At 67.3% G+C, this 22,017-nt stretch carries 16 protein-coding genes and 2 tRNA genes; 10 read left to right on the top strand and 8 right to left on the bottom strand.

Translation table 11 applies throughout. The annotated features are described in order from the left end of the window. Positions 1 to 347 precede the first annotated feature (347 nt). The 4 genes from ACW7GZ_RS11685 to ACW7GZ_RS11670 are packed head-to-tail and all read left to right on the top strand — an operon-like array spanning position 348 to position 2,603. Positions 348 to 851 carry a winged helix-turn-helix transcriptional regulator gene (locus ACW7GZ_RS11685; RefSeq protein ID WP_457009357.1) on the top strand — a complete coding sequence of 168 codons (504 nt, stop codon included), beginning with the start codon at positions 348 to 350 and terminating at the stop codon, positions 849 to 851. Then, complete coding sequence (locus ACW7GZ_RS11680; RefSeq protein ID WP_457009355.1) at positions 848 to 1,441, top strand: DsbA family protein; 594 nt, start codon at positions 848 to 850, stop codon at positions 1,439 to 1,441. Before ACW7GZ_RS11685 ends, ACW7GZ_RS11680 begins: the two co-directional genes overlap by 4 nt. Beyond that, positions 1,438 to 2,139 carry an SDR family NAD(P)-dependent oxidoreductase gene (locus tag ACW7GZ_RS11675; RefSeq protein WP_457009354.1) on the top strand — a complete coding sequence of 234 codons (702 nt, stop codon included), beginning with the start codon at positions 1,438 to 1,440 and terminating at the stop codon, positions 2,137 to 2,139. Before ACW7GZ_RS11680 ends, ACW7GZ_RS11675 begins: the two co-directional genes overlap by 4 nt. Continuing rightward, positions 2,136 to 2,603, top strand: a complete 468-nt coding sequence (locus tag ACW7GZ_RS11670) for a PaaI family thioesterase (protein WP_457002285.1) — start codon at positions 2,136 to 2,138, stop codon at positions 2,601 to 2,603. The genes ACW7GZ_RS11675 and ACW7GZ_RS11670 overlap by 4 nt, the downstream gene beginning before the upstream one ends. A gap of 299 nt (positions 2,604 to 2,902) precedes the next feature. Here ACW7GZ_RS11670 and ACW7GZ_RS11665 read toward each other — a convergent pair whose 3' ends face one another. From ACW7GZ_RS11665 to ACW7GZ_RS11655, 3 genes are all read right to left on the bottom strand, one after another. After that, on the bottom strand, positions 2,903 to 4,477 hold the full coding sequence (locus tag ACW7GZ_RS11665; protein ID WP_457009352.1) for a serine hydrolase: 1,575 nt from the start codon (positions 4,475 to 4,477) through the stop codon (positions 2,903 to 2,905). Between the two features lie 173 nt (positions 4,478 to 4,650). Then, the gene (locus ACW7GZ_RS11660; RefSeq protein WP_457009351.1) at positions 4,651 to 7,596 is read right to left on the bottom strand and encodes a TonB-dependent receptor; all 2,946 of its coding nucleotides are present in this window, start codon (positions 7,594 to 7,596) and stop codon (positions 4,651 to 4,653) included. A gap of 112 nt (positions 7,597 to 7,708) precedes the next feature. Continuing rightward, entirely contained in the window at positions 7,709 to 9,133 is a 1,425-nt protein-coding gene (locus ACW7GZ_RS11655) for a transglutaminase domain-containing protein (RefSeq protein WP_457009349.1), read from the bottom strand. Positions 9,134 to 9,482: 349 nt separating this feature from the next. Here ACW7GZ_RS11655 and ACW7GZ_RS11650 point away from each other — a divergent pair, with 349 nt between their 5' ends. The 4 genes from ACW7GZ_RS11650 (at position 9,483) to ACW7GZ_RS11635 (ending at position 14,269) form a co-directional block, all read left to right on the top strand. Continuing rightward, positions 9,483 to 10,892 (top strand): C40 family peptidase, encoded by a 1,410-nt coding sequence (locus ACW7GZ_RS11650; RefSeq protein ID WP_457009347.1) that lies wholly within the window; start codon positions 9,483 to 9,485, stop codon positions 10,890 to 10,892. Positions 10,893 to 10,908: 16 nt separating this feature from the next. Beyond that, positions 10,909 to 12,012, top strand: coding sequence for a dipeptide epimerase (locus tag ACW7GZ_RS11645; RefSeq protein ID WP_457002276.1), 1,104 nt, complete (start codon positions 10,909 to 10,911; stop codon positions 12,010 to 12,012). Between the two features lie 7 nt (positions 12,013 to 12,019). Then, positions 12,020 to 12,859, top strand: coding sequence for a MurR/RpiR family transcriptional regulator (locus ACW7GZ_RS11640; protein ID WP_457009345.1), 840 nt, complete (start codon positions 12,020 to 12,022; stop codon positions 12,857 to 12,859). Positions 12,860 to 12,994: 135 nt separating this feature from the next. Further along, a complete protein-coding gene (locus ACW7GZ_RS11635; RefSeq protein WP_457009343.1) occupies positions 12,995 to 14,269 on the top strand; it encodes a dicarboxylate/amino acid:cation symporter in 1,275 nt (424 codons plus the stop codon). 138 nt (positions 14,270 to 14,407) lie between these two features. Here ACW7GZ_RS11635 and ACW7GZ_RS11630 read toward each other — a convergent pair whose 3' ends face one another. From ACW7GZ_RS11630 to ACW7GZ_RS11610, 5 genes are all read right to left on the bottom strand, one after another. Beyond that, positions 14,408 to 16,039, bottom strand: a complete 1,632-nt coding sequence (locus tag ACW7GZ_RS11630; protein ID WP_457009341.1) for an FMN-binding glutamate synthase family protein — start codon at positions 16,037 to 16,039, stop codon at positions 14,408 to 14,410. A gap of 95 nt (positions 16,040 to 16,134) precedes the next feature. Further along, positions 16,135 to 16,219 (bottom strand) — tRNA-Leu (locus tag ACW7GZ_RS11625). Between the two features lie 71 nt (positions 16,220 to 16,290). After that, positions 16,291 to 16,378 (bottom strand) — tRNA-Leu (locus ACW7GZ_RS11620). A gap of 28 nt (positions 16,379 to 16,406) precedes the next feature. Further along, positions 16,407 to 17,618, bottom strand: a complete 1,212-nt coding sequence (locus ACW7GZ_RS11615) for an MraY family glycosyltransferase (RefSeq protein WP_457009339.1) — start codon at positions 17,616 to 17,618, stop codon at positions 16,407 to 16,409. Positions 17,619 to 17,956: 338 nt separating this feature from the next. Next, positions 17,957 to 18,961: an NAD-dependent epimerase gene (locus ACW7GZ_RS11610; protein ID WP_457002266.1), complete on the bottom strand. Its 1,005-nt coding sequence runs from the start codon at positions 18,959 to 18,961 to the stop codon at positions 17,957 to 17,959. Positions 18,962 to 19,121: 160 nt separating this feature from the next. Between ACW7GZ_RS11610 and ACW7GZ_RS11605 the strand changes: the two genes are divergently transcribed. Both ACW7GZ_RS11605 and ligD read left to right on the top strand, forming a co-directional pair. Then, positions 19,122 to 19,358 carry a hypothetical protein gene (locus ACW7GZ_RS11605; protein ID WP_457002264.1) on the top strand — a complete coding sequence of 79 codons (237 nt, stop codon included), beginning with the start codon at positions 19,122 to 19,124 and terminating at the stop codon, positions 19,356 to 19,358. Continuing rightward, positions 19,355 to 21,919: a DNA ligase D gene (gene ligD / locus ACW7GZ_RS11600; protein ID WP_457009337.1), complete on the top strand. Its 2,565-nt coding sequence runs from the start codon at positions 19,355 to 19,357 to the stop codon at positions 21,917 to 21,919. Before ACW7GZ_RS11605 ends, ligD begins: the two co-directional genes overlap by 4 nt. The last annotated feature ends 98 nt before the right edge of the window (positions 21,920 to 22,017 follow it).

Here is a 22,017-nt window from a genome sequence, read left to right as displayed (position 1 = left end):
TGCCCGCTCCCTCCCGAGTTGCATATCGACGCTCTCTGCTCGACTTTCCGACTCGACGATAGTGCTCTGCGTCATTTTCCGTTTTTCAGCGACGTCCGCCTCCCGCCAGAAGCGGTCATTGACCCCGCGCCCTCCATCCACGCGCCGGGGGTTCAGCCGCTTTTGCCGTGCGGGCGTGGCACTGCGCCGGGTGCGCGGCTCAGCCCAGGAATTGCAGGAGCGCGGCGTTGAAGTTCCTCGGATGATCTGCCGCACTGGGAGGGAACGGTTGCCAAAGCGGTGGTGTGCTCGACAAAAGCCTCGAAACACCTAAACTTCAATAACTGAAGTTACTAGGTATCGGCAAAGTGAAAGTGAAATCCTTCGCGGGAATGCGGTGCTCCATCGCGGGCGCGCTTGAGCTGATCGGGGATCGCTGGACGCTGCTGCTGATCCGCGACCTGTCGCTCGGACTTCGCCGCCATGACGAGCTACGCGAGAGCACGGGCATTCCCACCGCCACGCTGGCGGCGCGCCTCAAGCATCTGACGCAGCACGGCATCGTCGAACCGTCGCAGTACCAGGAGCGACCACCACGCGTCGAATACCAGCTGACGGCCAAGGGCCGCGATCTGTGGAAGGTCAGCATCGCCTTGCGCGAATGGGGTGATTGCTGGAATGCGAGCGGGTTTGACGCGCCGACCGTGGAGACGATCGATCGCGAAACCGGGCGACCGCTCGTCCTGGCGCTGGTCGATCCCGAGACCGGCATTGCGGTCCCTCGCGACCGCGCCCAGCTTCGCCCCGGCCCCGGTGCCGACGACCGCGTTCGCCACCTTCTCGCCAATCTCGCCACAGGAGCAGCCCAATGACCCAATCGATTGAACTCTTCTACGATTTCCGCAGCCCGTATAGCTACCTTGCCTTTACGCAGCTACACGAGATGGGCGTCGACATCGCACTCAGGCCGATGATGGTCCTGAAGCTGATGGAGGCGGTCGGCAACGTGCCGACCACGCTCACCTGCGCAGCCAAGGGGCGCTACGCCCGCGCCGACCTGGTGCGCTGGGCGCAGCGCTACGGTATCGCGTTGAATCCATCCGACATGCGCGCGAACGATGGTGATGCCTGTTCGCGTGCGGTGCTGGCGGCGGAGTCGCCGACGGAGGCAATCGAGGTAACGCTGGCGCTGTACCGCGCGTGCTGGAGCGAGGGCAAGACACTCGCCGCGAAGGACGACATCCTCGCCGTCATCGCCGCGACCGGGATTGACGCCGAAACGATCGCCAAACGGATCGACGCGCCCGAAACGATTGCGCAACTGGACGCCAACACCCGCGAAGCCGCCGAACGCGGCGTGTTCGGTTCGCCGACCGTGTTCGTCGCCGACGCGATGTTCTTCGGCAACGACCGTCTCGACTTTGTGCGCGAACACATCGCGCTCCTGGAGGAATCAGCATGACCAGCAAGACCACCAAACCGCTCGCCCTCGTGACCGGGGTCGGCCCCGGCACCGGCGCTGCCCTGGTGCGGCGCTTCGCCGAGGGCGGCTACCGCGTGGCGATGCTGGCGCGCGACGCCGATCGCCTCGCGGCGCTGGAACGCGAGATACCCGACACCATCGCCGTGCCGTGCGACGTGACCGACGTGGCCGCGCTCGAACATGCCATCGCCCGCGTCGGCATGCCGAAGGTGCTCGTCCACAACGCCGTGGGCGGCGCGTTCGGCACGTTCATGGAGATCGAGGCGGAGACGCTGCAGAAGAACTTCGACATCAACACGATGGCGCTGTTCAACCTCGCGCGGCTGACCGCCCCGGCGATGGTGGCGGCTGGCGAGGGCGCGCTGATCGTGACCGGCAACACCTCCGCCCAGCGCGGCAAGGCGGGTTTTGCCGGGTTCGCGCCGACCAAGGCGGCACAGCGGATCCTGGCTGAATCACTGGCCCGCGACCTGGGGCCGAAGGGCGTGCACGTGGCCTATCTGATCATCGATGCGGTGATCGACGTGCCGTGGCAGCGCGAACGGTTGCCCGAGGCGGCGGACGATTTCTTCATCTCCCCCGCCTCGATCGCGGGCGAGGTCTTTCACCTGGCGCACCAGCCGCGCGACGCCTGGTCGTTCCTCGCCGAGGTCCGCCCCTTCCACGAGCCATGGTGAGCGCCGTGGATATGTGGGGAGGCGGCACGCTCAACGGCCTCGAGCAGCTTCGCGCCCTGATGGCGGCGGGGCCTGGGCAGCCGCCGATGGGCGAAACGCTCGGCTTCACCTTGGTCGAGGTCGATCACGGTCATGCCGTGTTCGAAGGCGCGCCCGACCGCACCGTCTACAACCCGCTTGGCTCGGTGCACGGCGGCTACGCCGCGACACTGCTCGACAGCGCCTGCGGCATTGCCGTCCACAGCCAGCTCGACGCCGGGCGCGGGCACACCACGCTCGAACTGAAGGTGTCGTATCTGCGACCGCTGACGGACAACAGTGGGACGGTGCGCGCCGTCGGTCGCGTTATCTCGATGGGGCGACGCGTCGCGTTCGCCGAGGCGACGCTGCATGACGGTGACGGCCGCTTGTGCGCGACGGCCACGTCGACGCTGCTGGTATTCGACATTGAACAACCCCAATGAGGCAGCAGATATGGACAAGGCGATGAGTGGATTGGAACTGCCATCACGGACGACGTGTTGAAGGTGACCTGGCCTTCGACCCAACTGCCGCGAGAGCACGCTGCGGTTCACGGCTTCGTCCTCAACCACAAGGATGTGCCGGTCAGCGCCCGGGTCGTTCCTCATGCCCCCCTCCCCGGACGCAGCGGAATCCATATTGCTGCTTTGCAGCAGGCTACCGCCAGGGCGCGACGGGACCTCTGCCCTGCGTCACAGACCGGACAGCGTCCCAGAGGAGCAGGCGGCAAACGCCAGCCGGATCAGGGGCAAGCGCCGATTCGCTCGAAAGCGAGGTCCTCGTAGTCGTAGCTGAAATCCGCCTCCGGATCGACCTTGGCCATGGCCAGGTGTGGCGGCCCACCGCCAACGCCGCCCCGGAATTCCAGCCAGGCATCGGCATCGGGCCCGAGCGTGTCGAAGTCGACCAGCAGGCGCTCCCCTGCCCGCAGCACCGGGCCTGCCAGCCGCGGCGACTTCAGCGACTCGAAGCGCACGCCTTCGCCGGCCACGCACACCGACGCCTCGCCGAACCAGGGATCGCGGTAGCGGCCAAGCCAGTGCGCCCGTTCGCCCGTGCGAACGGGCTGGCGAACGGCAGGCTGCGGCGGCGCATCGTCCGCGCGACCGGTGGCCGCCGCGGAACGCCCGGCGGCAAGCAGTCGCGCGTAATGATCCACCAGGCCCGCACCGGAGGCCCCGGGGAGCACCGGCCCGCAGTCCGACGCCGCGCAGGTGAAGTGCTTCGACAGCGCCTGCTCCAGCACCGTCCGCGCCTCGCCCGCGTCGCTGTTGATCAGGATCACGAATCCGACGCCAAGCTCGGGCAGCAGGGTGACCGCGGAATACATGCCCGACAGCGTGCCGGTATGCGCGACCTTCTGGGTACCGTCGACGTCGCTCAGGCGCCAGCCGTGGCCGTAGGCCGAATAGTGGCTGCGGTTCCAGTCGCGCATCCGCTGCGTCAGCGGCATGGACATGTGCGCCGTCCAGGCGGCCTTGCGCTGTCTTGCTGACAGCCACGGGCCGTGGCCGTGCCCGCGCCCGGCGCCGGCGCCGGCACCCGCGGTGCTGCCCGCCCCGTCCGTCGTGTCCGGATCCAGCCAGGCGCGCGTCCAGCGCAGCATGTCGTCCAGCCCGCAGCGCACGCCGCCGGCGGCCGCCATCGGCATGTCCGCGACCACGTCGCCATCGGGCCGCGCCACCCACGCGCCATCGCGCCACCCGTGCGGCGCGGCGATGCTGCCGGCCTCGTCCACGCGCCATTCGCCGACCTTGCAGCCGTCCATGCCCAGCGGCTCGAACACCTCGCGCCGCATCAGCACCTCGTAGGGCGCGCCGCCCGCCGCCGCGGCCACTTCACCGGCCACGATGTACAGCGTGTTGTCGTAGGCATAGCGCGAACGGAAGCTCCATCGCGGCTTGAGGTGGGCAAGCCCGGCGATGACTTCGTCGCGGGTAAAGGAATTGGGTTCGGGCCACAGCATCAGGTCGCCCGCACCCGGGCCAAGGCCGCTGTTATGGACCAGCAGGTCGCGCACCTGGATCTCGCGCGTCACCCAGTCCTCGTGCATCCGGAAGCCGGGAAGGTGCTTCACCACCGGATCGTCCCAGGCCAACTTTCCGGCATCGACCAGCCGCGCCAGCAGGGCCGCGGTCATGGCCTTGGTGTTGGAGGCGACCTTGAACAGGGTGTCGCCGGCAATGGCTTCGTCGCGGCCCGCTACGGTCTTGCCACGGAACTCGAGCTGCGGCTCCGCACCGTCCACGAGCACGCCCACGGCGATCCCGGGCAGGTCGTAGCGGGCCACGACGTCGTCGACCGCTGCCGTGATCAAGCCCGGTGGCACGTCGGTAGCAGGCACTGGGGCCGGCGCAACAAAAAAAGCGGCCGTGAGTACGGCCGCGACAGGGACTGACATTCGATTGGACAACATCACTACCCACTCCTGCTGGAACCGCCGCCGGCGCGTGCCGGCGGCGGTCCATCACCCATGGCCGGATCGCGCCGTCAGAAGTTCCAGGTCACCACCAACTGCGCGTAGCGCGGCGACTGCCAGCGCGTGCCGGTGCCGAACGTCGAACGGCGCTCGCCGGGCTGGCCTTCATAGCGCCCACGCACGTTGATCACTTCCTGGTCGTTGAGGAGGTTGTAGACCGACAGGCGTGCCTTGAGGTCGACATTGTCCACGGGCAGCGTCCACAACAGCGTCGCACCGACGTTGTAGGTCCAGGGCATCCGGCCGAAGGCGCCACGCCCGGAACGTTCGTAGACGCGATCCTGCCACGGGTCACCCGAGTCGCAGTTGGCAACGCATAGCCAGCCGGTGCCGCCACCGCTGCCTTCACTGGTGGGACTTGCGACCGTGCCGCTCTCGCCCGGCCAGGACACGCCGAACGCGCTGATCGGGCCACCCGAGAGAGCGCTCACGGTGCCGCCGATCGACCACATCTCGTTGATTTTGTAGTTGCCGCGGATCTTGATCTGGTGGCGATGGTCGTTGAACAGGTCGCCATACCGGTCGTTGTTCGCCGGGTGGTCCCAGTGCTGGACCATGCCGGTATCGCCGTAGTTGGTGTCGGAGTTGACCGGGCCCTCGTGGTTGCCCTCCAGGCGCGACCACAGGTAGGAGGCGTTGAATGCCCACTTGTCGTCCCAGGCACGGTCGATCTGGAACTCCACCGCCTTGTAAGTCCGCTTCGGATCCGAATACCCGATGATCTCGTCGCTGCCGGCCTTCATGTACCCCTCTTTCGAGGTATCGATGGTGACCCAGCCATCCTGCGCACAGCCCATGTCGGTCGTTCCCCAGAGGGTCAGCGACTCACCCGGGTTGGCGATCGGCCAGAGGTTGCTGTGGCGCTGTCCGCACAGCGCGTTGATACGGACGTCGTCCATCGCGTTGGGCATGCGCCGGTAGGTCGCGTTGACGCCCCACGACCAGGCCTGGTTGATCATCGTCTGGAAGCCAAGGATGGCCTCGTCCTGGTACACCGCGTCCAGGCCACGGTCCACCGGCTCGTTGGACAGGTTGTAGCTGTCGTCCACCGGCCCGATCTGGTCGCCGAGGATGGGCGCCATGTAGGGCGCGCCGCTGACGGGATTGACCGAAGGCTGCCAGCCGTTGAGCACGTAATAGGTGTATTCGTCGGTCAGGCCACCAGCGAAGTTATAGCTGATGATGCTGGTCACCGGCATGTAGTAACGGCCGAGGTTGCCGAACAGCTTCGTGCTGCCGTCGCCCTTCATGTCCCACGAAAAGCCGAAGCGCGGCGACACCAGGTTGTCGAGCTTGATGTAGCTGTTCCCGCCCGCGTCGAAGTTCTCGAAGTTGTCCACGCGCAAGCCGAGGTTGAGCAGCAGGTTCTGCGCCACGCTCCATTCGTCTTCGATGTAGAACGCGCTGGTGTCGATGTCGAACACGCCGCCATCCGAACGCCGCCGCGCCATCATGAAGACATCGACCCCCGCCGGCAGCACGGCACCGTTGCCGAGCACGTCGCCGGGAGTGCCGCCGTACGCCGTGAACAGCTGCCCGGTCGGGCCGGGATAGCGCGTGGTGCGGTCGGTGGTCATCAGCTCGTGGTCCCAACCGAAGCGCAGCATGTGATCGCCCAGGACCCACTCGAAATCAAGGCGCTTCACCCGACGCTCGTCCTCGTGCGCGATCACCGAGCCACCCGGATGGCAGCCCAGCGTCGGCTCGCCCATCGCCCTGTAGACATCGCCATAGGAATCGTTGTTGTAGGACACCAGGTCGCAGAGCGGATCCGCCGGCGAGCGGTTGAAGCTGCTGCTCTTGTTGACGCCGTACATGCCCTTGGCCGTGAAATTCTCGCCGAAGCGCCCGGTATAGGTCAGCGAGCCACTGGTGCCTCCGCTGGAGGCCGAGGAGCGGCTGGGCGCATCGGGAGCGATGGTTCCGGTGTCGAAGTCGTATGGACGCACGGCGGTGTCGGAATCACCTTCGTCGGAGAACGCCAGCAGCTCCAGCAGATGGTTGTCGGAGATGTTCCAGTCCAGCTTGGTGCCCCAGAAGCCGTTGCCGCCGTCGTTGGTGGTCCAGTTGCTGCCACTGGAATTGGTGAACCCGGAGTTGCTTTCGCGCTGCTCGTACATGGCGAACAGGAACAGTTTGTCGCGCACCAGCGGTCCCGACGCCCAGACGTTGGCCTTGCTGAAGCTGCTGCGATCGTGGCTGCCGCGGACGTTGACGCTGCCATCGTCGTAGTAGCGGTCATCGGCCTCGGTCTGCCAGGCACTCGGTTCGAACGTGAGCTCGATCCCGCCCTCGAACTCATTGCCGCCCGAGCGGGTCACGGCGTTGATGACGCCACCCGTGCTGCGGCCGAACTCCGCGGAGTAGCCGCCGGTCTTGACCTGGAATTCCCTGAAGAACGCGAAGGGCGCCGTCGAGAAGCTGTGGCGCTTGTAGAAGTCGGTGACGTTCAACCCGTTGATGAAGACCGAGTTCTCGGCGATCGACGAGCCGCCGAACGAAATGCCGCCAAGCGACGAGTTGCCACCGACTACGCCGGGTGCAAGCTGCGCGACGGATGCCAGGCTCTGCGCCACGGGCAGGCGCGAAATCTCCTCGCGGGTCACGTTGGTGGCCGATTCGGTGGAGCGTACGTCCACGCGATTGACCACGCGCGAACCGACCACCGTCACCGCGGCCAGGTTGGCCACGCCTCCCTCGGTACCGACGTTGACGGTCGTGGTGCCGCCCAGCGGGACGCTGACCTTGATCGGGTCGCCCATCGGCTGGCCGCCACGCACGACCTGCAGGTCATAGTCGCCAACCTGCAGCTGGCCAAGCCGGTAGTTTCCGTCCGAGCCCACGGTCACGCTGCGGGCAACCCCGGTGTTGGCATTGGTGATGGTGATCTGGTCACCGGCGTTGGCATAACCGGCGACCGAACCCGTGGCGCTCTGGGCTATGACGACGGGCGCCATGGTGGACAGGCACGCCCCGAGCGCGATGCAGAGTGCGGCTCTGCGAAACTTGGTATGGCTGCGCTTCATTGTGATACTCCCCGGAACAGATATTGGCTACGTATGGTTTGGCTCAGGTGTTCTCGTCCATGACCGGTGGCAGCAGCTGCCACTCGAAGTCATAACTCCATTGATCGAAGTACAGGTTCCCCCCGTCCCATTCGGCTTCTCCGCGCTGCAGGTCGACCGTTTCCGAACGCGGATGTTGCTTGGCAGGCACGAACTCGCGCGAGTAATCGTCATTGAACGCGATGCGATACGCGTCCAGGCCGCCGAGATAGAAGTCGGCGAGTCCGGCATCGGCGCCCGGCAGGCGGCCGAAGGTGACGTCCATCGGCACCCAGCCGTACGGGGCCAGGTACATCCAGCCCCAGTCGTGCATGTTGTTGTAGCTGTCGTCGGAGAAGATCCAGCCCGACTGCCAGCGCGCGGGAATGCCGTTCATGCGCAGCAGGGTGATCAGCAGCAGGGTTTGCTGACCGCAGTCGGCGTGGCCCTGTTCCAGCGCGTGCTGGCCGATGTTGGTGATCGTGGAATATTCGCGGGCGCCGGCCCAGGGGATCGAATCGACCGCTGCGAACAGCTTCTGCGCGATGCGGTACGGGTTGGTCTCGTCACCCACCACCTGCGCGGACTTCAGCCGCATGGCGTCGCTGAAAAGCACGTGCGGCGCGCGTTCGGCGACAAAGGGCGCGAGCTCCGGCGTGATCTCCGCGGGCACCACCTTGTCCGGATCTATATCGACGTACTGCGCGTGGATGGTGAGCTCGTAGCTGACCGAGAACCTGGTCGGTTCGCCGGCAACCGCCGGCGCTTCCATGTAAACGGTGCGCTGCAGCGTCGGCTCCGGCGACAGCCTGTGGCTGGCCGGCGTGGTTGAAACCAGTTCGATCCCCTCCTGCTGCCCGGGGATCGCGCGCGGGTACGGCAGCCAGGCGCGCACGGTCTCGCCGACGGGCACGGCATCGGGCTTGACCGTCAGCGACTGGGTCACGCGCACCCGGCGCGCTGCGACCGAGCTGTCGCCTGTGGCCAGCGCGGCATCGCGCACTTCGGCATGGTGCGGGTGCGCGGTTTCCAATGGACTGTCGTAGAACTTCGGCGGCGTGGCGCGGCGCTGGCGCGCCTCTTCGCTCAGGCGGTAAAGATTGGACGGTCCGCGGCTGAACCAGCGGCGCTGGCCGTCGATCACGCGTGCCTCGACCAGCCCCGCTGCATCCCAGCGCGTGAATTCTTCATCGCTCATGTCGGGGATGTCGCGGCGCAGGCGCGCCTTCGCGGCGGCCTCGTCCAGGCTGAAGTCCATCAGGATGCGGCGCATGCGTTCGCGCTGGAATTCAAGCGCGGTGCGCTGGTCCTGGTCGATCGATGCATCCGCAAGCGCGGCGCTGATCGCGGTCTCCGCGCCGGCGAAATCGCCGGCGTCCACCAGGGTCACAATGGCCGCTGGCGCTGCAAGGCGCGCGCCGATGTCGGCCTGCGGGTCAGTCGACTCCATCGCCAAAGGCGCCGCTCTTGTAGGAGCAGCTATAGCTGCGACCCCGTCGAAGCCCGGAATGGCTCCGGTCGGGGCGGTTGTCGCAGCTATAGCTGCTCCTACGAAAGCCACGGTTACGGCCACGGCGGTGGTGCTGGCCAGGCTGCGGGCCAGGGATGCGCGTTGCGTCGGGGGATTCAACCTGCATGCCGCCTGCACTGAACGCCTCTCCTCGTCCATTCGGGGTACTGCCTTGGCTGTGTAACATGGCCGTCACAGGTCGTCAATAATTTATTCTTTCTAATTGATTTCTTCGAATGATGTATTCCATGATGGATCTTCGAACCGGTTCGCCGGGAAGGGGATGATCATGCGCATCACGGCACTGCTCCTGGGCCTGCTGCTCGCCATGCCAGCCACGCTGGCCGCGCGCGAGCCGTTGCAAACGCCCGCTCACACACCTTCGCCTCCACTCGCGGTGCCCGGCCTGGCCGAGGCGCACCTGTCGCCCGGGCACTGGATTTCCGCACTCGCGCAGCCGGACCGGGTGATCCTGACGCCAACGCAGATTGCGGCGCAGAACGCACGCATGCAGGCCGAAGACGCGTCGATCCACGACATCGAGGCGCTGCCTGCACAACTTGACGGCAAGCAGGTACGCGGCTGGATCGAAGCCCTGTCCGTGCTTCCGGAGCGCACGCTCTACGACGTGCACGGCCAAGTCGTCGTGCGCGGCGACCTCGAACGCATCCAGGCCAACCTGGCGCTGGACGCGGTGCCGGCCAGCCAGGCCACGCGCCACGGCATGGTGGTGCGCCGCGCCGACCTGCGCGCCTTCCCCACCCGCATGCGCGTGTTCAGCAGCGCCGGCGACAGCGACATCGACCGCTTCCAGGAAAGCGCGCTGTTCCCCGGCGATCCGGTGGCCATCGTCCACCAGAGCCGCGACGGCGACTGGTACTTCGTGGCCAGCCAGCGCTATGCCGCGTGGATCGAGAAGCAGTACGTGGCCGAAGGCGACAAGGCGGCGATCCACGCCTGGGGTCGGCGCGCGCCGTTCCTGGTGGTGACCGGCGCCACCGCGCGCACCGCGTACACCCCGGAAAACCCGGACGTCTCCGACGTGCAGCTTGAAATGGGCGTGCGCGTGCCGGTGCTGGCCGACTGGTCCGGCTCCGACGAGGTCAACGGCCAGCTTCCTGCCGCGGCGCACGTGGTCGAACTGCCGGTGCGCGGCGAAGACGGCGCGCTGTCGTTCGAACCGGCGCTGCTGCCGCGCTCGAATGATGTCGCCGGCGACTACCTGCCGCTGACCGAAGCCAACCTCATCCGCCAGTCCTTCAAGTTCCTTGGCGAGCGCTACGGCTGGGGGCATTCGTACAACACCCGCGACTGCAGCGGCTTCGCGTCGGAGATCTATCGCAGCTTCGGCGTGCTCATTCCGCGCAACACCAGCGCGCAGGCCGTGAGCCCCGCGCTCAACCGCCTGCCCTTCACCGCCGAAGACAACCACGAGGCCCGCGTCGAAGCACTGCGCGACGCGCGCCCCGGCGACCTGGTCTACATCCCCGGCCACGTGATGATGGTGATCGGCCACGTCGACGGCGCGCCCTTCGTCATCCACGACACCAGCGGCATGAGCTGGCTGCCCGAGGGCGGCACGGAGCTCACCCGCCTGCACCTCAACGGCGTGGTGGTGACGCCGGTCCTGCCGATGATGTCCAACGCGACCACGCCCACGGTCGACCGCATCACCAGCATCCAGCGCATCAGGCCCTGACGGGAACCACGCACACATGAAGATCACCGACATCCGGCTCGCAATGCTGCGGGTTCCGCTGAAGACTCCGTTCAAGACCGCGCTGCGCACCGTCGACACGGTCGAAGACATCGTGGTCATGATCCACACCGACGACGGCCGCATCGGCTACGGCGAGGCCGCGCCCACCGCGGTGATCACCGGCGATACGCACGGCTCCATCATCGCGGCGATCAACATGGTCATCGGCCCGCGCCTGATTGGCCGCGACGTCGCCGACTTGAACCGCAACGTGCAGCTGGTGCAGACCGCCATGGAGCGCAACACCAGCGCCAAGGCCGCGGTCGAGATCGCGCTGTACGACCTCTGGGCGCAGCTGTACGGCGCCCCGCTCTACCGCATGCTCGGCGGCGGCGGCGATCCGGTGGTCACCACCGACCTCACCATCAGCGTCGACTACATCGACAAGATGGTCGCCGACTCGCTGGCCGCTGTGGAGCGCGGCTTCGAGTCGCTGAAGATCAAGGTCGGCAAGGACATCGGCCTGGACATCGAACGGGTCAAGGCGATCCACGCCGCGGTCGACGGCCGCGCCCTGCTGCGCCTTGACGCCAACCAGGGCTGGACGCCAAAGCAGGCGGTGTTCGCGATCCACGCGCTGGAAGACGCCGGCATCCACCTGGAGCTTCTGGAGCAGCCGGTGCCCGCGCGCGACATCGAGGGCCTGAAATACGTCACCGAGCGTGTGCATACGCCGGTGATGGCCGATGAAAGCGTGTTCGGCCCGTCCGAGGTGATCGACCTGATCCAGCGCCGCGCCGCCGACATCATCAACATCAAGTTGATGAAGACCGGCGGCATCTCGAACGCCATACGCATCGCCGACATTGCAGAAGTGCACGGCGTGGAGTGCATGATCGGCTGCATGATCGAGTCCGCGATCAGCGTCGCAGCCGCGGTGCACCTGGCGGTGGCCAAGGCCGGCGCGATCACCAAAGTCGACCTCGACGGGCCTTCGCTGTGCACCTTCGATCCGGTCGAGGGCGGCGTCGAGTTCAACGAGTCCGAGATCGCCATCAGCGACGCGCCGGGCCTCGGCATCCGCTCGGTGCGCGGCCTCGAACCGCTTGCGGCAGCCTGAGCGCGGCATGGCGCCACTGGCGAAGATCCGCGGCGAGCGCGACCGGATGTCGGCGATCGAGCGCCGCATCGCCGACTACATGCTCGACAACGCCCACCTGCTGCGCGACTACTCCTCGCAGCAGCTGGCCAACGCGCTGGGCATCAGCCAGTCCAGCGTGGTGAAGTTCAGCCAGAAGCTCGGTTTCAAGGGCTATCCCGACCTCAAGTTCTCGATCGGCGAATCACTGGCGCGGCGCGAATCAGCCAATGGCCGTGATGACGTGGCCGAAGCGGCCGAACGCAACGACGACCCCGGCGCACTGCTCGCCGAGTCGCTGTGGCGTGCCAAGGCCGAAGCGGTGAACGTCACCCGCGCGCTCAACGCGCATGCCGACGTGGCCGCGGTCGCCGAGGCCATCCGCGGTGCCGGCAAGGTCTATGCGATCGGCATCGGCAGTGACGGTCTCTACTCGCGCGCGATCGCGATCAAGCTGGCGCTGATCGGGTGTACCGCCATCCATTTGTTCGATCCGTCGCTGATGGCCATGGGGACTTCGTCCGCCGCGCCCGGCGACGTCCTGCTGGTGCTCTGCGAACACGGCCAGGAAGCCGCCCTGTGCCACACCGCGCGCCTGTTCCGGAAGCGCGGCGGCAAGGTCGTCACCATCACCCGCCACACCGCGAATGCGCTGCGCGCGCACGCCGACATCGCCCTGCTGGTCAGCGCCCATGACCCCAGGCCACAGGTCGAACTGCTGCTCTACCAGGCCGCGCTGCAGCACCTGCTCGACCTCGTGTTCCTGCTGCTGTGCGAAGACGAAGCCCACCTGCGCATGCTGGTGGAAAACGCGGCGCCGATCGAGTGATGATGTGGGGATGAAGAACGAACAGATGCAGCCAGTGTTGGAGCAGCCGCTTTTGTTGGAGCAGCTACAGCTGCGAATGCGGTTGGCACCCGCATGGCTGGCGGGGATCGCAGCTATAGCGGCGAATGGCACATCATGGGGCCGAAATTGATGAGGGTGCCGCGGGTCTCCCACGCTGCGCGCGTGCTGCTCGCCCTCGGGCTCGGCGCCGTCGTCGGCCTGTCCCTTTCATACAGCGACCCGGCACTCGGCGCCGGCATCGCCGACCTCGTGCAGCCCATCGGCCGGCTCTGGCTCAACGCGCTGCAGATGACCGTGGTGCCGCTGGTGGCGGCGCTGGTGGTCCTTGGCGTCAACGCCGCCGCCGATGCGGCTGCCTCCGGCCGCACCGCGCGCCGGGCAATGGCGGTGTTCGCCGTGCTGCTGATCGCATCCGGCACCTATACCGCCTTCATGGCGCCGGGCCTGCTGTCGCTGGTGCCGCGCGACCAGGCGCTGGTCGACGGCTTCCGCCTCGCCATCGGCGCCGACGACACCGCGATCGGCCGCGCGCCCGCCTTCGGCGAATGGATCACCACGGTCATCCCCAGTAACGCGCTGGCGGCGGCCGCGGCCAACGCCATGCTGCCACTGGTGGTGTTCTCGCTGTTCTTCGGCTTCGCCGCCTCGCGCATCGATCCCGAGCGTCGCGCACGCCTGCTGGAACTGGTGCAGTCGATCGCCGACACCATGATCCAGGTCGTGCGCTGGGTGCTGTGGGCGGCGCCGATCGGCGTGTTCGCCCTGGTGCTGGCGGTCTGCGCCCGCGTTGGACTCGCGGTGCTGGGCGCGCTGGGCTGGTACGTGCTGCTGCTGTGCGTGCTGTACATCAGCGTGACCGTGCTGCTGTACGGCGTGGCGCGCATGGCCGCCAACGAGCCCGTGCGGCGCTTCATGGTCGGCATCTTCCCGGCGCAGGTGATCGCCGGCAGCACCCAGTCGTCGCTGGCATCGCTGCCGGCGATGATCGACTGCGCGCGCACCCGCCTTGGCTATCCCCTGCACGTCACCGCGCTGGTGCTGCCGATGGCGGTCTCGCTGTTCCGCATCACCAGCCCCGTGCAGTACATCGGCGTGGTCACCTTCATCGCCTGGATGTACGGCATCGAACTCGGCGGCGTGCAGGTGGTCACCGCCATCGCGCTCTCGGCGCTGATCAGCATGGGCTCGGTGGGCCTGCCCGGCCAGGTCAGCTTCATGACCAACAACCTGCCCGTGACCCAGGCCATGGGCCTGCCGGTGGAGCCACTGGGCCTGCTGCTAGCCGTGGACAACATCCCCGACATGTTCTCGACCGTGGGCAACGTCAGCGCCGACATGACCGCCACCGCCATCGTGAACCGGATGGACGGCGGGGAACTCTCCCAGTAGGAGCGGCTATAGCCGCGACACGCCAACTACAGAAGAGCCCCTAGAGCCCCGATCGAAGCCGAAACAACCGAAGCGATCGAGGCTACCGGAGCGACCGGAGCAGCATTCGCAGCTATAGCTGCTCCTACAAAAGCTTGCCTAATGCGACTTCGATGCGCGCATTTCGAGGACGCGCGGCGGCGGCGCGAAGGTGTCGGGGCGCGCGGTCTGCCAGAAGGTCTTGAACACGGCGTGCCGCTCGGGCACGCCGGACAGCAGCTCGCCGGGCTGCAGGAACTGGTAGATGTTGGCCAGCGAGCCCACGTGCATCGACGAGATCCGACGCACGATGTGCTCCGGGCCCAGCTCGGCCGGTGACGAGAGCCCGGCCGCGCACAGCAGGTCGCGCACCGCCAGCAGCGTATTCCGATGGAAGTGGGCCACGCGCTCGGCCTTGCCCTGCACGTCCAGGTGCGACCAGCGCCTCGGATCCTGGGTCGCGATGCCCGTGGGGCAGAGATCGTTGTGGCAGCTGCGCGCCTGGATGCAGCCCAGCGAGAACATGAAGGCCCGGCCCGCATTGCACCAGTCCGCGCCCATCGCCAGCGTGCGCGCGATGTCGAAGGCCGAGGTGATCTTGCCGGCCGCCGCGATGCGCACGCGATCGCGCAGGTCCACGCCCACCAGGGTGTTGTGCACCAGCATCAGCGCCTCGTGCATGGGCACGCCGATGTGGTTCATGAACTCCACCGGCGACGCGCCGGTCCCGCCCTCGGCGCCGTCCACCACGATGAAGTCCGGCAGGATCCCGGTCTCGTGCATGGCCTTGGCCACGCCGAACCATTCCCACGGATGCCCGATCGCCAGCTTGAAGCCCACCGGCTTGCCCCCGCCCAGCTCGCGCAGTTCGGCCACGAACTCCAGGAGCCCGACCGGCGAACCGAAGGCCGAGTGCTGCGCCGGCGACACGCAGTCAACGCCCACCGGCACCCCGCGCGTGAGCGCGATCTCCGGCGACACCTTGACCCCCGGCAGCATCCCGCCGTGGCCCGGCTTCGCGCCCTGCGACAGCTTGATCTCGATCATCTTGACCTGCGGATCCGCCGCGTTGGCCGCGAAGCGCTCCGGATCGAAGCGCCCCTCCTCATCGCGACAGCCGAAGTAACCCGACCCGATCTCCCACACCAGATCGCCACCGTACTCGCGGTGATAGGGCGAAATCGAGCCCTCCCCCGTGTCGTGATAGAAGCCGCCGTGCTTCGCACCCAGGTTGAGCGCCCGGATGGCATTGGCCGACAGCGAGCCGAAGCTCATCGCCGAAATATTGAACAGACTCGTCTCGTAGGGCATCGGACAGCCCTCGCCCACCCGCACGCGGAAATCATGATCAGCCAGATGCGTCGGCACCAGCGAATGGTTGATCCACTCGTAGTCCTGCCCGTAGACATCGTGGATCGTGCCGAAGGGCACCGTGTCCTGCACCTGCTTAGCGCGCTGGTAGACCAGCGCCCGCTGCTCGCGCGAGAACGGCACCTCCTCAGTGTCGCGCTCGATGAAGTATTGCCGGATCTCCGGCCCCACCGACTCCAGCCCGTAGCGGAAGTGCGCCAACACCGGATACAGCTGGCGCAGCGTGCTGGTGCGCTGCATCACGTCGGCCAGCCCGAGCAGCGAAAGCGCTCCGGCCACGGCCACAAGCCACCACCAGTTGGGCGACCAGGTGACGGCAAGGATGATCCCGGCGATGGCGAGGGCGATGCAGGCGAACCAGGCGGTGTAGCGGTAGGTCATTGGCGACAACGGATGCGCGCCGGCGCGGCGCGGGCCAATCATCACATAGAGCGGTTCACGGGCGTGGCGCGGCCAAAGACGGAAATCGAACGGTGTGCCCGGGGTGGGAATCGAACCCACATGGTCTTTCGACCGGAAGATTTTAAGTCTCCTGCGTTTACCTGGTTTCGCCACCCGGGCAGTGGCGGCCGCAGTGATCGCGGCACGCAAACCGTCAAACGCAGGAAGGCCGCGTGAGCGGCCTTCGATGATGGTGCCCGGGGTGGGACTCGAACCCACAATGGCCGCAAGGCCCGGGGATTTTAAGTCCCCTGCGTCTACCGATTCCACCACCCGGGCAGGTGTGGGGGCCAGTGTGCCCCCGAAGTCAGGCGGCGTCGCGTAAGCGCCGCTTGCGTTCGCGGGCGGCGGCACGCGCTTCGGCCTCGGACAAGCCGTCGTCGCCGCGGCGGGCCCCGGCCCCCGGGACAGGTCCCGAGATCCGCGGCGCCGGCAGCGGTCCGAACACCGGCAACCGGCGGATCGCGCCGAAGAAGCGCAGGGTCCGGGCGCGGTTGCTGCTCAGCGCATACCAGCCCAGGGTCAGGACGAGGAAGCCGGCCAGGATCACGGGGTTGGGCACGTCCAGGCGCATCATCTGGCCCGCTACCAGGCCGGTGGCCAGGCTGAACGCCGCCAGGGCCACGGCCGCCTGGCTGGGGCCGAAGCCTGCGTCCTGCATGAAGTGGTGGATATGGTCGCGACCGGCCGAGAACGGCGAGCGCCCTTCGCGGGTCCGGCGCACGGTCAGCACCAGGCAGTCCATCACCGGGATCGGGATCAGCCACAGCGCCAGCACCGGGTTCACGGGGTGGCCGGTGTTCTGGGTCAGGCGGAACACCACCCACGCCACCACCAGTCCAAGCCAGGCGCTGCCGGCGTTGCCCATGAAGGTCTTGGCCCGCGGCTGCCAGGGAAAGCGCATGTTGTAGACCAGGAACGCGAACACCACGCCGGCGATCACCAGTGCGATTTGCGCCAGCGACGGGTTGCCCGCGTACATCGCCGCGGCGGCCAGCATGATCAGGCAGACCGCGACCAGTGAACCGGCCAAGCCGTCGGCGCCGTCGACCATGTTGATCGCGTTGATGATGCCCACCGTGGCAAACACGGTGAAGGGCACCGAAAGCCATCCGAGCTGGTCCATGCCGAGGAAGCCGCCGACGTTCTCCACCCGCACGCCGGCACCGTAGATCATGATCAGCGCGGCCACCACCTGGGCCAGCACGCGCCAGTACCAGCGCAGGTCGCGGCGGTCGTCGTACAGCCCCACGCCCACCATCAGCACCGAGGCGGCGAAGAACGAGAGCGTGGTCGCGGGGGCGTATCCGGGCAGGAACAGCAGCATCACCACCAGGCAGCCGACCGCCATCGCCAGGCCGCCGATGATCGGCGTGGGGTGCGCGTGGTCCTTGCGGCCCAGCGGGAAGTCGAGCAGGTTCAATCGCGACGCCAGCGGGTGCAGGAGCTTGAGGACACCCCAGGAGATCGCCGCGGCAAGCAGTGCATAGCCCAGTCCGATCTCGAACACCCAATTCATCCCTGACTCCATAGATTGATCGCCCCTATCACGCGCATGCAGCGCGCCGGGCCAGTCGGCCGCAAGAAGCGGGCCAACTGCTCCAGCCAGCGCCAACGGGAAGGCGCACGAAGCCGGGAAACGTGCCGAACATGCCATCCCCGTAATGCACGGGACGTGAGAAAGCGCGGCAAGCGCTTCATCTTACAATCCTGCTGCGTCGCAGCAAAGCCGGCCGCCGCGAATGGGCACCCAGTGCCGCCAGGGGCGCCCACGGGGCAAAAATCGGCAGCGTTCGAGATCGCGGGAGGCGTCAGGCCCGGTATCCGGGCCCTGCAGCGGGCCCGCGCCGAAAGCGCTCAGTAATACTCGCGATACCAGCGCACGAAGTTGGCCACGCCCTCTTCCACGCTGACCGCGGGGCGATAGCCCACGCCATCCACCAGGGCCGACACGTCGGCCTCGGTGTCCGGCACGTCGCCGGCCTGCAGCGGCAGCATCTCCATCACCGCCTTCTTGCCCAGGCACTCTTCCAGCACTTCGATGTAGCGCAGGAGTTCCACCGGCTGTTCGTTGCCGATGTTGTAGATCCGGTACGGCGCCACGCCGCTGGTGCCCGGATCGGGCGCCTTGCCGTTCCATGCCGGATCGGCCGCGGCCGGGCGGTCCAGCACGCGCACCACGCCTTCCACGATGTCGTCGACATAGGTGAAGCTGCGGCGGTGGTGGCCGTGGTTGAAGACCTTGATCGGCTCGCCGGCCAGGATCGCCTTGGTGAACAGGAACAGCGCCATGTCCGGCCGGCCCCACGGGCCGTACACGGTGAAGAAGCGCAGCCCCGTGCAGGGCACGCCGTACAGGTGCGCATACGAATGCGCCATCGACTCGTTGGCCTTCTTCGTGGCCGCGTACAGCGTCAGCGGGTGCTCGGTACCCTGGTGCTCGTTGAAGGGCATGTCCAGGTTGGCGCCATAGACCGAACTGGTGGACGCGAACACCAGGTGCTCCACCCCGTGGTGCCGGCAGCCTTCAAGGATGTGCAGGGTGCCGGTGACGTTGCTCGACACATACACGTGCGGGTTTTCCGCCGCGTAGCGCACGCCCGCCTGCGCCGCCAGGTGCACCACCCGGTCGGGCTTGTGCCGGGCGAAGGTGTCTTCCACCGCCGCGCGGTCGGCCAGGTCGGCCTGTACGTGGGTATAGCGCGGGTGGTCCATGAAGCGCGCCAGCCGCGCCTGCTTCAGGGTGACGTCGTAGTAGTCGTTGAGGTTGTCGTAGCCGATGACCTCGTCGCCGCGCGCCAGCAGCACCTGGGCGACATGGCTGCCGATGAAGCCGGCAGTGCCGGTGACGAGGACTTTCATGCCGAATACCCGGGGACGGAAAGCCGAAATGATACCCGCGCACGCCATCGCCCACATCGCCCGCCGGCTCCATCCGGATTGGAAGGCAGCGCGCATTCACCGCATCCTGAACCTTCCAGCCGCACCATTCGCGGCATCACTCAATTGATGGAGCAATCTCATGGCAAATGGACAAGGGTCTGTCGGCAACGTCATCGCGGCGATCTGCAGCCTCATCGTGCCGGGCCTCGGCCAACTGGTGCAGGGCCGCGTGCTGTCGGCGATCGTCTGGTTCATCGCCGGCTGCATTGCCGGGGCCATCACGTGGCTGCTGACCTTCAGCCTGTTTCCGTTCGGCTGGTTCGTGGTCAGCCTGTTCTCCTGCATCAGCGCCGCGCTGTACCGCCGGCCGGCATGAGCCTGGTCGACTACCGCCGCAAGCGCAGCTTCGACAAGACCCGCGAACCCGAACCCGGGAAGCCGCTGCCGCGCGGCAAGCGGGCGATCTTCGTGGTGCAGCTGCACCATGCCAGCCGGCGTCACTACGACTTCCGGCTGCAGGTCGGCGATGCGCTGAAAAGCTGGGCCGTTCCCAAGGGCCCCAGCTACGACCCCGCGGTCAAGCGCATGGCGGTGGAGGTGGAAGACCATCCAGTGGACTACGCCGGTTTCGAGGGCGAGATCCCCAAGGGCGAATACGGCGGCGGCCACGTCGCCCGCTTCGACCATGGCGTCTGGTCCACCGAGGGCGATCCCGAAGCCCAGCTCGCCAAGGGCCACCTGCGCTTCGAACTCTTCGGCGACAAGCTCAAGGGCGGCTGGCACCTGGTGCGCTCCGGCAAGCCCGCGCGCCAGCCGCAGTGGCTGCTGTTCAAGGACAAGGACGCTTGGGCCGGCGAGCTTGAAGCCGACGACCTGCTGGCCGATGTCACCGCCGCGCCGGCGGCTGACATCAAGCGCGCCGGCGCCGGCAAGCCCGCGAAGAAGAAGCTCGCCGCCGTGCCCGCGGCGCGCAAGGGCCGCCGCAAGGACTGGGCGAAGAAGGCGCTCGCTCTGACCGGTGCAAGGCGCGGCAAGGCACCCGACGCGCCGTTCGAACCGCAGCTCGCGAAGCTGCACGAATCACCGCCCGAGGGCGAGCAGTGGATCCACGAGATCAAGTGGGACGGCTACCGGATCCTGGCCACGATCGCCGGCGGTGACGTGCGCCTGTGGTCGCGCAATGCGCTGGAGTGGACGCAGAAGCTGCCCGAGATCCGCGCGGCCATCGAATCGCTGCGGCTCGAGTCCGGCGCGCTCGATGGCGAACTCATCGCCGGCGGCGGCACCAAGGACGACTTCAACCTGCTGCAGGCCACGCTGTCCGGCGAGCGCCAGGGCAGCCTCGCCTATGCCCTCTTCGACCTGCTGCACCTGGACGGCGTGGATGTCTCCGCGGCACCACTGCTCGAGCGCAAGACGTTGCTGAAAGAGCTGCTGCAGGGCGCCACCGGCCACCTCGCCTACAGCTCGCACACCGTGGGCGACGGCGAGCGCGCGTTTGAGCTCGCCGGCAACAACGATTTCGAAGGCATCATCTCCAAGCGCGCCGACCGGCCGCATCACCCCGGGCGCAGCGACGAATGGCGCAAGACCAAGCGCCTGGAAAGCGACGAGTTCGCCGTGGTCGGCTACACCCAGCCCAAGGGCAGCCGCACCGGCTTCGGCTCGCTGCTGCTGGCCAGGCCCGATGCCGAGCACGGCTGGCTGTACGTGGGCCGCGTCGGCAGCGGCTTCAACGACGCCCTGATGGCCGACGTGACCGCAAAGCTGCCCAAGCGCGGCAGCAAGGAACCGACCGCCCACGTCGGCACCACCGACACCGACCTGCGCAGCGCCACCTGGTTCGCCCCCCGCTTCGTGGTGGAAGTCTTCTACCGCGGCATCGGCCGCCAAAGGCTGCTGCGCCAACCCTCACTCAAGGCGGTACGCATGGACAAGGACATCGAAGACCTGGCCGGCAGCGACCGTGGAAAGGCAGCCAAAACCACGAAAGCCGCAAAAGCCGCCAAGAAGGCCAAACCCTCCCCTGTGGGAGCGGCTACAGCCGCGATCCCGGCGTCCCGCAGCCCCCCCAACCTCTCCAGCCCCACCAAGATCATCTACTCCGACATCCGCGCCACCAAACAGGATGTCTGGGATTACTACACCGCCGTGATGGACCACATCCTCCCCGAAGTCGCCGGCCGCCCGGTCTCCGTGATCCGCTGCCCCTCCGGCACCGACAAGACCTGCTTCTTCCAGAAGCACCTCACCGCCGGCCTCGAACTCGTCTCCACCCAGCGCCTGAAGGAAGAAAGCGGCAACAACGCCGACTACCTGGTCATCGAAGACGCCGCCGGCCTGCTCGAGCTCGTGCAGTTCAACGCGATCGAATTCCACCCCTGGGGCGCCTTCGCAGACAACCCCGACACCGCCGACCGCGTCGTGTTCGACCTCGACCCCGGGCCTGGCGTGTCATTCCCGGAGATCAAATCCGCCGCCACCCAGATCCGCAAGCTGCTGCAGCAGATGGATCTCGAGTCCTTCCTGCGCGTGTCCGGCGGCAAGGGCCTGCACGTGGTGGTGCCGCTGAATCCCGGCTGCGACTGGGACCTGACCAAGCGCTTCGCCCAAGGCTTCGCGCAGGCGCTGGCGCAGAGCGAACCCGACCGCTTCGTCGCCACCGCCACCAAGAGCAAGCGCAACAAGCGCATCTTCGTCGACTACCTGCGCAACGGCCGCGGCGCGACCGCCGTGGCCTCCTACTCCCTCCGCGCCCGCCCGCGCGCGCCGGTGGCGATGCCGATCATGTGGAGCGCACTCGGCAAGCTCGAGCGTCCGGATGCCTTCACCATCCGCGACGTGCCCGCGATGCTGAAGCTCCGGCGCAAGGACCCGTGGGCCGGGATCGACGCGATCAAGCAGAACCTCGCGCGCTGGAGCGAAAGCGCAGAGTGACGAGGAAGTTGCTTCTGTGGGAGCGGCTATAGCCGCGATTTTCAGCAGCATCGCGGCTATAGCCGCTCCCACAAGGGCGATGCACAGGATCCGGTCGC

This window comes from Luteimonas sp. A537, from assembly GCF_054052065.1.
The sequence above is the reverse complement of the archived record's forward strand: the minus strand, read 5'-3'. Positions and strand labels throughout refer to the sequence as shown.